General features: G+C 40.8%; 13 protein-coding genes and 1 riboswitch. Of the genes, 3 read left to right on the top strand and 10 right to left on the bottom strand.

Features of this window, described 5'->3' with window-relative positions; translation table 11 throughout:
- Positions 1-27 precede the first annotated feature (27 nt).
- Both ACWOEC_RS04255 and ACWOEC_RS04250 read right to left on the bottom strand, forming a co-directional pair.
- Positions 28-1,116, bottom strand: a complete 1,089-nt coding sequence (locus ACWOEC_RS04255) for a hypothetical protein (RefSeq protein ID WP_455306202.1) — start codon at positions 1,114-1,116, stop codon at positions 28-30.
- Positions 1,117-1,459: 343 nt separating this feature from the next.
- On the bottom strand, positions 1,460-2,650 hold the full coding sequence (locus ACWOEC_RS04250; RefSeq protein WP_455306200.1) for a 3D domain-containing protein: 1,191 nt from the start codon (positions 2,648-2,650) through the stop codon (positions 1,460-1,462).
- Between the two features lie 324 nt (positions 2,651-2,974).
- Between ACWOEC_RS04250 and ACWOEC_RS04245 the strand changes: the two genes are divergently transcribed.
- Both ACWOEC_RS04245 and ACWOEC_RS04240 read left to right on the top strand, forming a co-directional pair.
- Positions 2,975-4,690 (top strand): ABC transporter ATP-binding protein, encoded by a 1,716-nt coding sequence (locus ACWOEC_RS04245; RefSeq protein ID WP_455306198.1) that lies wholly within the window; start codon positions 2,975-2,977, stop codon positions 4,688-4,690.
- On the top strand, positions 4,687-6,438 hold the full coding sequence (locus tag ACWOEC_RS04240) for an ABC transporter ATP-binding protein (protein WP_455306196.1): 1,752 nt from the start codon (positions 4,687-4,689) through the stop codon (positions 6,436-6,438). The genes ACWOEC_RS04245 and ACWOEC_RS04240 overlap by 4 nt, the downstream gene beginning before the upstream one ends.
- Before the next feature lie 41 nt (positions 6,439-6,479).
- Here the strand turns inward: ACWOEC_RS04240 and ACWOEC_RS04235 are convergent, their stop codons facing one another.
- The 3 genes from ACWOEC_RS04235 to ACWOEC_RS04225 all read right to left on the bottom strand — a co-directional run bounded on the left by ACWOEC_RS04235 (position 6,480) and on the right by ACWOEC_RS04225 (position 10,018).
- Positions 6,480-7,664 (bottom strand): glycoside hydrolase family 3 N-terminal domain-containing protein, encoded by a 1,185-nt coding sequence (locus tag ACWOEC_RS04235; RefSeq protein WP_455306194.1) that lies wholly within the window; start codon positions 7,662-7,664, stop codon positions 6,480-6,482.
- Between the two features lie 143 nt (positions 7,665-7,807).
- Complete coding sequence (locus ACWOEC_RS04230) at positions 7,808-9,019, bottom strand: ArgE/DapE family deacylase (RefSeq protein WP_455306192.1); 1,212 nt, start codon at positions 9,017-9,019, stop codon at positions 7,808-7,810.
- A gap of 129 nt (positions 9,020-9,148) precedes the next feature.
- A complete protein-coding gene (locus ACWOEC_RS04225; RefSeq protein ID WP_455306190.1) occupies positions 9,149-10,018 on the bottom strand; it encodes a YitT family protein in 870 nt (289 codons plus the stop codon).
- Between the two features lie 209 nt (positions 10,019-10,227).
- Here ACWOEC_RS04225 and ACWOEC_RS04220 point away from each other — a divergent pair, with 209 nt between their 5' ends.
- The gene (locus ACWOEC_RS04220) at positions 10,228-10,653 is read left to right on the top strand and encodes a GNAT family N-acetyltransferase (protein WP_455306188.1); all 426 of its coding nucleotides are present in this window, start codon (positions 10,228-10,230) and stop codon (positions 10,651-10,653) included.
- Positions 10,654-10,663: 10 nt separating this feature from the next.
- Here ACWOEC_RS04220 and ACWOEC_RS04215 read toward each other — a convergent pair whose 3' ends face one another.
- The 5 genes from ACWOEC_RS04215 to ACWOEC_RS04195 form a co-directional block, all read right to left on the bottom strand.
- Complete coding sequence (locus ACWOEC_RS04215; protein ID WP_455306186.1) at positions 10,664-11,341, bottom strand: cyclase family protein; 678 nt, start codon at positions 11,339-11,341, stop codon at positions 10,664-10,666.
- A 117-nt stretch (positions 11,342-11,458) separates the two neighbouring features.
- Positions 11,459-12,064: a hypothetical protein gene (locus ACWOEC_RS04210; protein ID WP_455306185.1), complete on the bottom strand. Its 606-nt coding sequence runs from the start codon at positions 12,062-12,064 to the stop codon at positions 11,459-11,461.
- A 37-nt stretch (positions 12,065-12,101) separates the two neighbouring features.
- Entirely contained in the window at positions 12,102-12,578 is a 477-nt protein-coding gene (locus tag ACWOEC_RS04205) for a hypothetical protein (protein WP_455306183.1), read from the bottom strand.
- 180 nt (positions 12,579-12,758) lie between these two features.
- The gene (locus tag ACWOEC_RS04200; protein ID WP_297076798.1) at positions 12,759-13,298 is read right to left on the bottom strand and encodes a folate family ECF transporter S component; all 540 of its coding nucleotides are present in this window, start codon (positions 13,296-13,298) and stop codon (positions 12,759-12,761) included.
- Positions 13,299-13,334: 36 nt separating this feature from the next.
- Positions 13,335-13,432: riboswitch (THF riboswitch) on the bottom strand.
- A 75-nt stretch (positions 13,433-13,507) separates the two neighbouring features.
- Positions 13,508-14,107: a hypothetical protein gene (locus ACWOEC_RS04195; protein WP_455306181.1), complete on the bottom strand. Its 600-nt coding sequence runs from the start codon at positions 14,105-14,107 to the stop codon at positions 13,508-13,510.
- Positions 14,108-14,125: the final 18 nt, after the last annotated feature.

The raw sequence follows: 14,125 nt of genomic DNA, 5'->3' as shown, positions 1-14,125 counted from the left end.
TCCGATCTTTATGATTTGATTACTTGTTTAAGAAGCTTGATTAGTTGTTGATTCTGTTACGCCTTGTGTATCGACAGCTGCACCTTGAGAACTTGCTGGTGTTTCTGATGACGGTGTCGTACTTGGTGTCGTCGGTTGTACTGGTGTTTCTGATGACGGCGTGATACTCGGTGTCGTCGGTTGTACGTAACTTGGTGTCGTTGGTTGTTGGTATGTCGGTGTTTCTGGTACATACTCTTGTGAATACGTTTCTTCTGGTTGAACTTCAACGACTGGTTCAGTCGATTCGACAGTACTCTCCACCGTGCTTTCCACTGTTCGTTCGACTGTACTTTCGACAACAGGTGCTGCAGCTAATGCTAATTGATTTGCGATTTCTGTTGCTTGAGCTGAAAGTTCAGCTTGAACTTCTGGGTTTTTGACTTTTTCGATTTCACTTACTAGATTGGCTTGGTCTTCAGCAGTCGCTTGTTCGCTGATCACACCATTTGGTAATAATTCTTCGATCGTTTTACGAATCGCTTTGATTTGATTGACTTGATCAGTCGCACTCTTTAGGTATTGATTCATGACTTTTGTCCAGTCATCGTCTGATAAGTTCTTCATTTGTTCTTTAGCGTTATTGACAGTCATATCTTTTACTTCTGCTTTGATATACGCATTCTCGTCAAATTTTTCCCAATCGGTAATCGGTTCACTAAATAGGTCGGTTGTCGCATTTTGTGTCGCCAATTTCTTTTGGGCGATACTGATCTGTTCACCTAGTTCCGATTTGCTTTGATTAAAAGCTTCGATTTGCTGGGTTAATTTTTTGTCTTTTACATCTAAGCGACTGTTGTCTGCTTTGATATCTGATAATTTTTTAGAAACCACATCGATCTGATCTTTCGTCAGATCTTTCTTTAGGAAGACTTTTTTATCTGAAGCGTATAAGCCATCCACTAATTTTTGGACTTCCGGTAATTGTTTTTTTTCTTGATCGATCAGTGAGATCACGTACTCGACGTTTTGTTCATTTTGACGATCTGCATTTACTTTGTAACCAAGTGCTACGACTCCAACTGCCACGATTCCAACTGCGATTACTCCAATAGTAGATTTTACATTTTTTGCCATAAGATGGGCTTCACTCCTATACCTATTTGTGTTTGTTTTTTATGTATCGAAATTATTTAAATCTGCTATGTAAATTTGATTTACACAATCACAATAAGACTACAGAATTATTTAGGATAAGTCAAAACTTTTTCAAGAAGAAAATCTTATTTTCAAGTATTTTGTTCGATTATTGGGAAAATTTTAGATTTATAAAGGTTTTTTTAATAGATTTTTAGGGGTTGTAGGTGTCTTGACTGTATTTTTTTGCATTTTTAAATATATTTCGTTATTTTTTCATATTTTCTTCACATCTATTGCTTGAAAAAAGTACCTAGCCACAAAGGACTGGTACTTTTGATTGTTAATTTAAGATTGTCACTTTTACATTAAATTTGCGTCCCCAAGCTGTACATTGTTCCACAGTTGGGAAATGGACATCGATGATATTGCCTTTGATCGCGCCACCTGTATCTGCGGCAATCGCTGTGCCGTATCCTTCGACGTTGACGATCGATCCGATTGGGATTACGGATGGGTCTACTGCGATCACCTGAGGGTTTTGTCTCAAGTCGATACCGTTGAAGGTAAAGTTTGAACTTCCTGCTTCAGCACGTGAATACGCTGTAGCTTGGACATAGACAACTTTGCCATTGGTTGCAGCTGTTTCAGCTTTTGGTGTTTCAACTGGTGTCGTTGTTTCAGTTTTTGGCGCTTCTGCTTGTGTTGTTTCAGTTGTTGTTTGTGTTTCTTTAGTCGACTCGCTTGTTGCTTGTATAGTTTTTTCATCTGCAGCTTTTTTAGCAGCAGCTTCTGCTTCTTGTTCCTTTTGAGCCGCTTCTGCTTGAGCTTTAGCCTGAGCTTCTTGTTCTGCTTTTTCTTTAGCCGCACGTTCAGCTTCCGCTTTAAGTCTTGATTCTTCAACTAATTTACTACTTGCGATTTGTGCAAGTTGATCTTGTTTATCTGCTAATTCAGTTTGTAAGGCTGCGACTTTCGTGTCTAGCGTTTGTGCTTGTGTCGTTAAGTCTGCTTGATTGGCTTCTAACGTTTTTTGCGTTGTTTGTGCATCAGCTTTCAAGTCTTCTAGTTTTTGTGTCGCTTCATTTAAGCTTTCGATCGTTGCTTTTTCAGATTGTTGCATCACAGTGATCGCATAGACACCATTGATAAAGTCTTGGATACTTTTGGCATTGAGCAACATTTCCAATTTACTATCGCTCGCTTGATTGATTTGGATACTTTTCAAACGCTCTGCTACGACTGCTTTGCGCTTTTCGATTGTTGCTTGCGTTTTTTCGATATCACTTGTGATCGTCGCTAGCTTTTCTTGATTGTTCGCAATCTGTGTTTGTAGATCAGTGACTTTCTGATAGGCGTCATTGACTTCTGTCAGCGCTGCTTGAACCTCCGCACTTATTTCTTGGCTTTGTTTGGTGACTTGTGCCTCTTGTTGATTCAATGTGTCTAATGACTCCGCTTGAATCATTGTTGGTGCAAGTAATTGGATTCCCATTACTGTAATCACACTAGCAAGTACATGTTTTCGTTTCAAACAGCCCGACCCCTTTCATTTCATCTCTTTGTTATTTTATCCCGATACATTTCTAACGTTTCCTATTATACCCAATGTTTTCTCGTCATATATGACAACTATTTTACAGATTATTACATTTTTATGTATTTGATTTCAGTCATTACCAATGAACAGGTTTTCTTAGGCTTATTTCATTTCCTTGACATCTAAGCGTAACATAACTGTATTTATGCAAACTAGATTGAAATCTTTCTTTTCTTTACATTTTGAAGTACACTAGAAGTATTCTTTTTTCTATCGTGCTATATAATAGAAGTAAACTTATTTTTGGGGAGGTTTTTTATGTTTGAATTGTTTGCTCATGCGCGCAATTACCGAAAGCAATTGATTCTTGGACCCTTTTTTAAATTTTTAGAAGCCGTCTTTGAATTGATCTTACCTTTGCAGATGGCGCGCTTGATCGACGCGGGTATCAGACAAAATGATTGGAACGAAGTGGTACGAATGGTGATCTGGATGGTCGCGATGTCTGTTATCGGTCTCGTTTGTGCTGTTATTTGTCAATATTACGCTTCGATCGCTTCACAAGGATTTGGGACAGAGCTACGTAATCAGTTGATGAAAAAGATCAATACGTTATCTCATGATGAATTGAATCAATTTGGGACAGATACTTTGATCACTCGGATGACCAATGATATCAATCAACTGCAGCTTGCACTCGCTATGCTGATCCGTTTGGTCGTTCGTGCACCCTTTTTAAGTATCGGTGCGATCATCATGGCCTTTTATATCGATTGGCAAACTGGTCTTTTATTTTTGATCGTCTTACCGATTTTTTGTGTGATTTTGTATTTGATCATCTCACGTTCAGTGCCACTCTATAAAAAAGTACAAGAACGTTTGGATCGCTTAAATGAATTGGTCAGTCAAAACTTAAGTGGGGTCCGCGTGATCCGTGCTTTTTCTCGTACGAAAGAACAAACGACTCAATTTAACGAAGCAACGGATTCACTTAATCGTGTTTACTTGCGTGTCGGCAATCTGTCAGCACTCCTTACACCGGCAACGACGATGTTGATGAACTTTGGGATCATTATTTTGTTTTATCTAGGTGGCTTAAAAGTCAATAGTGGGAATCTTGAACAAGGTGAACTGCTTGCTTTAGTCAACTATATGAATCAGATGTTACTTGCCTTGATCGTCGTTTCAAACTTGGTCTTGATCTTTACTCGTGCCGCGGCTTCTGCGAATCGTGTCAAAGAAATCTTGAATGTGGATCCAACGATCGTATCGACTACAGATACGAGTGCTAAAACTAAATTAGCTGGTGAGATTGAATTTAAAGATGTTGATTTTCGTTATGGTCCAAAATATGGTCTTGCACTAAAACACATCAATTTCAAAGTCACACCTGGAACGACTGTCGGCATCATCGGACCGACGGGTAGTGGAAAATCGACGGTTACGCAACTGATCCCTCGTTTTTACGATACGAGTAGTGGTCAAGTCTTACTTGATGGAATCGATGTCCATGACTTTACTTTAGAAACCTTGCGTAGTGAAATCACGATGGTGCCGCAAACGGCTGTCTTATTTAGTGGAACGATCCGTGAAAACTTGCAATGGGGGAAAAAAGATGCGACGGATGAAGAGTGTTGGGAAGCGATCACGATCGCTCAAGCACGTGAATTCGTCGAAGGATTACCTGATGGTCTAGATACACGCATTTTTGAAGGTGGGAAAAACTTCTCTGGTGGGCAACGTCAACGTTTGACTATCGCACGAGCAATCATCGCCAAACCTGCGATCTTGATCTTAGATGATTCACTAAGCGCATTGGATTATCAAACCGATCTCTTGCTGCGTAAAGCCTTGCAAGAATTAAACGGCACAGTCATCATCATCTCGCAACGCGTGCGCTCGATCCAACAAGCACAGCAGATTTTAGTGATGGATAGTGGCGAGTTACTTGCTCAAGGAACCCATAGTGAACTAATGAAAACTTCTGAAGAATATCGCGAGATCGTCGCTTCACAAGAGGAGGAAACGGAATGAATGCGAAAAAAACCGATTGGACGGCGTTTCGCCAGTTCCTTCCCTATTTAGGAAAATACAAATTAGAAAATGGATTAGCGATCATTTTAGGGATCTTTAATGGTCTAAGTGCAGTTTTGATGAGTTTAGAGATTGGTCGAGCGATCGACCAAATGATTGGCAAAGGCCAAGTAAACTTTCGTGGCTTGACGCGTGAATTGATCTTCTTTGCTATCTTGATCTTGATCAACGTCATCAGTCAATGGTTGATCCAACGACTAGGAAATCGCGTAGCTTATGGAGCTGCAAAAGATCTACGCGAAGAATCGTTTGAACACCTAAATCGTTTGCCACTACGGTATTACGATCAAGAAGCACATGGTAGTATCGTTTCTCGTTTTACTAACGATATCGATGCCGTTTCACTAGCTGTTTCAAGTGTGTTCAATCAGTTATTTTATGGGATCTCAGTCGTCATTTTAGCCTTGTTTTTAATGTTTCGTATGAGTACGACCTTAGCGATCGTCGTTGTACTTTCGACACCGATCATTTTCTTTGTGAACTGGTCTGTCGCAAAAGCCTCTCAAGCAAACTTTGCTTCACAGCAAAAAATCGTGGGTGATGTTTCAAGCTTTGTAACAGAGATGGTCGGCAATCAAAAAATCGTCAAAGCCTTCAATCGTGAAGCCGTCAATCAAACGAACTTTGAAACGATCAATGGCGAGTTGAATCTAAAAGGACAAAAAGCACAGTTCTCTTCCTCATTAACAAACCCATTATCACGTTTTGTCGATCATTTGGCTTATGTTGCTGTCGGTGGTGTTGGGGCTTACTTGATGCTTTCAGGAGATACTTTGGTTACGATCGGGATCATTTCCAGTTTTACGATCTATGAAAGTCAATTTACTAAGCCTTTTATCGAAATCTCTGGTATGATCACGCCGATCCAAACGGCTTTAGCTGGATTGCGTCGGACATTTGACTTATTAGCGGAATCAGAAGAAAGCGTCGAACCCGTAATCGATATGGAGATGCCACTAAAAGGTGAGATCACGTTTGAACATGTCGACTTTAGTTATGTCCCTGAACAAACATTGATCCAAGACTTTAACTTTGTCGCAAAACCGGGTGAAACGATTGCAATCGTTGGAAAAACTGGTGCTGGTAAATCCACGCTTGTGAACTTATTGATGCGCTTTTACGAAGTCACTGCTGGCACGATCTTGATCGATGGCACACCGATCGATCAAATGAATCGTGATCAATTACGACAAGACTTTGGCATGGTTCTACAAGAAACGTGGTTATTTGACGGTACACTTTATGACAATTTGACTTATGGTAATCCTGATGCTTCCGATGAATTGATCGAACATGCATTAAAGAAAACCTATATGTATGAATTTGTGGAACGGTTACCGTTAAAATTAGATACGCCAATCGGACATCAAGGGCTAAAAATCTCAGATGGACAACGTCAGTTACTGACGATCGCCCGTACGATGATCAGTCAGCCGACGATGCTGATTTTAGATGAAGCAACTAGTTCAGTCGATACATTGACGGAGAAGAAAATCCAGTCAGCCTTTTTAGAAATGATGAATGGCCGCACGAGTTTTGTGATCGCCCATCGTTTGTCAACGATCCGTAACGCTGATAAAATCCTCGTTATGGAAGCAGGACAAATCGTCGAACAAGGCAGTCACGATGAACTGCTCACACAAAAAGGCTTTTATCACGATCTATACCACGCACAGTTTCAGTCTTAAAAACAAAGAACCCCTCACCGTTCATGGTGAGGGGTTCTTTGTTAATTCGCTAATAATCCTAAATCTTGTTTCCACTGTAAGACGCATTTGACTGAAGCGTCCAATTGGCTTTCTGGGTAATCGCCATTTTCAACTGCTGCGATCACGACTGGGATCTGAACCGCATAGCTTGACGACATCACCAGGTCATTGCCTGCTTGTAATGCTTTTAAGCCTGCTTCATCTTGTGAGATAAAATCTGCTAGTCCAGCCATATCCATATCGTCTGTCATGATCACTCCGTTAAAATGCAACTCATCGCGTAAAAGCTTATGAACTGCAGGTGAGATCGAAGCTGGCTCAGTAGGATCGATACTAGACACGATATTATGACTGACTAAAATACTGTCTGCTCCGGCCTGGATTCCCGCAATGAATGGAACAAAATCGACTTGACGCAATTCATCTAATGAACGCGTATCAGTCACGATCTCGACATGCGAATCACGATTGTTTCCATAACCTGGGAAGTGTTTTAATGTCGAACCGACTTTTTCTTCTTTCAAAGCTTTAGTCACTGCCGTAACATAATCTGCTGTTAGTTTAGCATCTTGACCGAGCGTACGATCGTAGATAAAGGCTTCTGGATCCGTTGCAACGTCTGCGACCGGAAACAGACCAGTCGTGATTCCATAGCTGCGCAATAAGTCGGCTTTGGTTTTTGTATCTGCTACGATAGCGTCGATCCCGCCTTGTGCATAGAGCGTTTGCGGTGACGCAAAGGGTTCTGAAACCAACTGTTCATTCGTACTTAAACGACTGACCCAGCCACCTTCTTCATCTGAACCGATCAACATCGGGATCTTACTTGCTTGCTGATAACTTAAGATCTTGTCTTTTAACTGACGTTCAGTCAAGCCTTGGACATCGCGGCCAAACAAAACATAGCCACCTAGATCATATTCTTTGATATCCTCGATTTGTTGGACATCTGGTACTCGGGCAAAAAAGAGTTGTCCGACTTTTTCTTCGACTGTCATAGTCGCGATCCGTTCATCCAGTGTTTTGGGTTTGGCCGACTCGCTCGTTGTGGTGGTCGTTTCACTAGAAGTCGTCACTGTCGAGCTCTCTTTTGAAGTAGTTGGTTTTTCCTCTTCATGCATAAAGTACCACATCCCTCCGATCAAAAGGACGAACACGAGGACGAAACCCATAAATATTAGTGCTTTAGCGCCAGTTCCTTTCATGTTTCTCTCCTTTTATTCACTAGTTTCCCTACATTACGTTCGCACCTATTATACATGACAATACCGCCTGATGCCACAACACAAATAACGAAATAGCTAGGCTATCTCGTTATTTGTGTATGATTTCGTCGAAAAATCAATTTTTATTCAAAAAAACGTCGCATAATCTGTTCGTACGCATCGATAAATTGTAAATACGTATCGACATAGACAAATTCATCAACTTGGTGCGCACTTGCATTTCCTGGTCCACATACCACCACATGGATATCCGGATTGTATTCGACAAAGCGTGACGCATCTGTTCCACCAGCCACGCCAATGATCGGAACGCTTTCTCCTACAGCATCTTCGACGATCGTTTTTACTAGTCCTACGATCTTCGCTTTTGGATCGCTTTTTACTGGAAACGAACTTTGTAAGATGTGTAAAGAAAGTTTCGCTGATGTTTCTTGGTTGCAATTTTCGACTAACTCCGTGAGCTCTTTGATCAACGTCGTATTGTGGACTTCTGGAATCGTTCTGATTTTGGTCGTCATACTGGCAAAAGCCGGTACAGAATTGGCTTGTTCGCCACCATTGATCAGCGTTACGACTGGTGTCATCTCACCTAAGATGGTATCTTTTGTCGTGATCGTCGCAAAGTATTCTTGTTGCTTTTGGTAATAGTACATCAACGAATCGATAGCATTTTGGCCAAGTTCTGGCATCGAACTATGGGCTGCTCGACCATTGGCATGCACTTCATAGGTCAAAGACCCCTTATGCGCAATGAAAATAAAGCGTTGTTCGACATTGCCTTCTTCTTTGACCAACCCTTTTGGTAATGGCATTTTTAAGACGACTTCACGGCTTTCTCCACTCGGTTCACAGACGACCAAAGAATCGATATCATCCGCATAACCTAACTCTGCTAGTTGCTGTGCACCAAGCAACCCTAACTCTTCTCCAATCGTAGCCATTAACCGAATTTTACCTGGGATCTTGATCCCGCTCGTTTTTAAATTGATCATCGCAAGTACTGCGGCCATCAGACCGGCTTTCATATCCGTCACGCCGCGGCCAAACATGCGACCATGTTCGATCGTTGCTGAAAAAGGAGGATACGTCCAAGCAGATTCATCACCTGTAGCGACTACATCCATATGCCCATCAAAAGCCAAAACTGGACCATCTCCGTCACCAATCTCAGCAATTAAATTTACGCGTTCTGGTGTGTATTCGACACGAGTCGTTTCGATCCCATGCTCTGCAAATAACATTTCTAGATAATCGGCAACTCGTTTTTCTTGTCCATTGACCGTTTCTAAGCGGACGATCTCTTGTAGTTTTTGAATCGCTTGTTCTTCTCTCATCTTTTCAACATCCTTTCTATGCGTAGCTCTCACGCTTATTATAACGCAATTTGTGCAGTTGCGCTTAAAGATAACAATCGTCTTGCAAAATTGTTCGAAAAAAAGAACAGCACAATGGCTGCTCTTTTTTTAATAATCGATTTGTTCCATAATCCGTTTAATACTAAATCCTTTACCATGGACTTCACTTGCATTCATCGACACGATAAAGGCCTCACTATCGATTGCCAAAAGATGCTCACGGATCATTGAATAATCTCGTTCTTTGATCGTCGTCATCAGCAAGGTTTTCGGTGTTTTATCAAATCCACCTTCGATCGGGATACGTGTCACCCCTTTATCTAGTTGTTCCAACAAGGCTTGTTGCAATAATGGTGCTTTTTCGCTGATGATCAGCATATTTTTGTAGCGTCCTAATCCCGTTTGGACTGCATCGACTACTCGACCGATCGAAAAGAGACAAATCAATGAATACAAAACGATCTCTGTATCAAATACGATCAGTGCTGTTAAGATCACGAGTCCATCGACGATTGACATCGCTGCACCAATCGGGATCTTCGCATATTTATGAACGATCTGTGAGATGATTGCTGTACCACCTGTTGATGCTTCAGCACGAAAGACAAATCCCAATCCAACACCCGTTACGACGCCTCCATAGATCGTCGCTAAAAATAGATTATCCGTCAATGGGGCGACACCCGAGGTCAACCAGACAAAAAACGGATAACTCATACTTCCGTATATGGTCTTTAATCCTGTTTGTTTCCCCAAGAAAATAAAGCAGAGCACAAGTAGCGGAATATTAATCATATACAAGACGATCGCGATATTCCAATTGAATAACGCATGTAGTACGACAGCTAATCCATTCGCCCCACCTGCTACTAACAGATTAGGTAGCAAGATACTATTGATCGATAGTGCTAAAATAAAGGCACCGATCGTCACCAAAAAGATCTCGCGAAAACGCATATTTTCCATTAATTTTTTCATGAAACTCCTCCTATGATTCCGTTTTAGGCAAAGAAAAAAAGAAATCGACTTCTTAAACAGAAGGATTTCTTTTATTTATAGTGCTTAAGTTGTGTTGCCTAATGATTTCTTTCATATCTTAACTGCTTTTCACTACTTTGTAAATATCTATCGAGTGACTCTTTTAGAATTCTCACGAAATAAGCTATACTAGTATTTGGAGGTGTACGATGATTTTAAAAATGAACTCTGACCAACTAGAAGATGTTTTAACGATCTGGCTAGATACCAATCAAGATGCCCATGATTTTATCCCAAACAACTATTGGCAACAACAACTACCTGCAGTGCGTGAAGCGATGAAGACAGCTGAGATCTATGTCTATCAACACCATAGTGAAATCGTAGGTTTTATCGGTCTTGTTGACACCTACCTTGCCGGTTTGTTTGTTTCAAAATCAGCTCAACGACACGGTATCGGACACGCTTTGATCAACAAAGCTAAAACGATCGCTCCCTCACTAACACTAGCGGTTTACGCTAAAAATCAGCAAGCTTTTCGTTTTTATAGTAAAGAAGGCTTTGCCGTCATCGGGAAAAGTCAAGATTCAGCGACCGGTGAATACGAATACCAAATGGAGTGGACTTATGACTAGTCCACTCCATTTATTCTGAAAGCTCAGCTAAGATCGTACATGGTCCACTATCGATTCCTTTAATGAGTAAAGGTAACGCGTAGACACGTTTTATATTCGTCAAGTCTTCGTCTAATTTCATATCTTCGATCAACAAGATCGCACGTCCATCTTCTCGTCCTAATCCTAAAACAGTTTGATGAAAGGCTACTCCATGTGGTTCCATCGTTTGCCCACCACCTGCTGAAGGAAGATCCATTCCGATCGCACGTAAGTTCTCGAATGTCATGAAATACTCACCTGCATCTTTAGTAAATCCTGGATTATGTTGGCCATAACGATAGGCATCGCTACGATAACGATAAAACCCTGTCCGTACAATCAAAAGATCCGCTTCTTTGATGATTTCTTCAAATGGTTCTAGATCTTGTTTAGTGATCAATTCATCGTCTTGTTTTTCTAAATCGATCACTCGGACTTGTTCGTAAACGAATGTGTCAATTGGGTATTCCCATAGTTGTTTTCCTTCCGGATTGAAATGATTCGCTCCATCCATATGCGTGCCACTGTGATTGACCGACATATGGAACGATTGATTAAATTTATCTCCTTTATCCGTTGAAGAATGCGGCCAAATCATGACCGGCGGATTGTCGGTAAATCGTGGCGTGTCGACACCAAGCGGATAAGATAATGCGATACGTTTCATAAGCATTCTCCTTTCTTTTTTTTCAAAATAACATGAGGATTTATCATCCGTCAAACCATACCTTTGTTATTTAAACAATAAAAAAACAAGCAGCAACCTGCTTGTTTGATAAGCCTTTTATAGTAGTTTAATGAAGATACTGGCAATTACGATCGACGTGATCGAAACAGTCGCAAATCCTGCTACTAACATTTTTGGCATGAGGTGTGCCGTTAAATATTCGGTTCCCTCTTCTGTTTCGGCTAGCTCTTTGATAACATCGTTTGTCAAAATGAAATCAGCAGAAAACCCAAACAAAGCCGTCAATGCTGTAGCCAGTGCCATTTCTTTGCTGTAACCAAAGAATTTATGTATCAAGCGGGTCATGATCCACATACCAATGATCACTAAGATCATCAAGGTGAAGATCTGTGGAATAAAATGAAGTAACGTACTTGGTGTCGTCGTGCTTAATTGCGAGAAGATATAAGCCGTTAGGCCATAGATCAACCAATTGAAGACACCAGCTTTTTGTAATACATTGGTTTCAAGCAACCCAAATTGGCTAAAGACGATCCCTAACAATAAACACAAAATATTGGCATTGACTGCATGTTGCAAGATGATCGAAAGTGCATTCACCAACACGATCACAAGATCAACTCGGGCTAAGGCAAGCAGGTGTCCGGTACTGTTTCGGTAAGGTATCGATCCGTTTCGTTTTTTCGATTGGTAGTGTTTCAATCTCGATTGTTTGTTGCTGTGCTTGTTTGGTTTTCAATTAGGCTTTTAATCGCTTGCCTTCTTTTTTGAGTAGCATCGCCGTGATTGGATACCCCAATAACCCATGAAACATTAGTATATAGATTGGCAATGCCGCTAGCGTATCTAAATTCATTGCTTTTAAATTATCCGATATCAATAATGCGGCAACTAGTCCTCCGACTAACGGTGGCACGGAAGCAATCACCGTACGAAAATCAAAAATCATCGTACCGATCGTCAAACATAACGCGATCGTACCACAGACGCCTAAGAGTGCAATCACGATCGCTTTCCATTGATAGACTAACTGACGTAGATCCATTTTTGTATCTAAATGCACAAGTGTCAACGGCACACAAATTTTAGCAAATGTCATACCAAATCCAACTTGTTCGACCATATCTTTTGGGAAAATGTCCAAAATCCCAAAACAAATAAAACGGCTGTAATAAATAGTGACGGCACGACTGCTTTCGTTTTCGTCGATGCCCATTCTCCAATAAAGAGCATACTCATGATCAAAGTAAAACTAACAAATAATCCTATAAAATTCTCCTCTCCAAAATTCGAACATACTGTAGTTTTATCTATCCGTCAATAGTTTGTGAATAATCACATTTGTTTTATTTTCGAAAAAAAAACCACTCGTGGATGTGTCGAGTGGTTTTTCGATTTATGAATTTAATTTTACAGCCGCACGTCGAACGATGCGATCAAGTGTTGTCACGCTACCAAAGAAGTAGACTAAACCAGTTTGGATCGGGAAAAAGATGACCGTTTTAAGTAAACGGGGTCCCCAGATCACCCAACTAAACAATGGCTGTCCATACATGATCGATAACCAAATCGGGGTCAAACATAGATTGATCAATAACGTGATGGTCAACACACACCCTAATGCACGTTTGAATGTGACTGGTTTTTGATAAAAGAACCAACCATAAATGACTCCAGCTAAAAATGCATTAAATGTGAAGCCAATAAAAAAGGATGATTTCGCAAATAGTGCCATCCCTAAAAAGTCAGCTAACACACATCCGATCCCAGTCCATAAAGGACCAAACAGCATCCCCATGATCATAGTTGGAACAAATGAAAAGCTGATTGTTAGAAATTGTGTTTCAATCCCCAACATTTTCCCGACGATCGCAATAAGCGCGATTAAGATTCCCATTAAGGCAATCATGCGGGCATTTAATTTCTTGATATTCATTTTGAGCATCTCCTTAGCGAGTTGCTACACACGATATGCAGCGAATGCGAAGACAAAACCGCGGATCTTCATCCTTCGTCCAATAGGCAACATCCCATCCTTTTGGCACTTAACGCTTTATCTCCTACTCTGATTTTTTGTGAAGTGACTTCACACGTTCACTATACCATGCTGTACTTTGAACAACAATCGTTTTTTTCATGAGTTTTCTAATTTTTTTCGAGATTTATTTCAGAAAATGTTCGGCTTTGCGCTTTTGCTTTTGCAAATACAGGAACGCTAAACAAGCGACTAAGGTTTTTAGCGATGATAAAAGCCAAAGTAAAATCGATCATACTATGTAAGATACCACCTACACCCAGTAATCCAAAAAGAAAGCCAAAAAAGTTTTGATCGATTGCAGCACCACTGATCGAACCGGTCGCATAAAAGGCCCATACCATCGTAACTTCTGCTAGTACATGGATCAAGGCCATCACAAAATTAAACAATTGAAAGCGAATAGGATGACTGACAGTTTGTGGATAACGATTCAAATAGATTGCACCGATCACAGCAAATACAACATGAGTCAATGCTCTAGCTGCAATGATCAACGGGGTCGTCATCAAAAAACCAAACGTCGTCCCTAAGGCAACGGCAAGTGCCATCATCGGTGAAAAAAACATCGCCAACATGACTGGAACATGACTAGCGAGTGTAAATGAAGCTGGACCGATCACGACTTTAGGCATCACCATCGGAATCAAGATACCCATTGCGATCAATAAAGCAGCGATTGTCAGTGAACGAACAGAACGAGTTTTCATACATTGCTCCTTAATGTG

It is taken from the genome of Enterococcus bulliens (assembly GCF_053761865.1).
The sequence above is the reverse complement of the archived record's forward strand: the minus strand, read 5'-3'. Positions and strand labels throughout refer to the sequence as shown.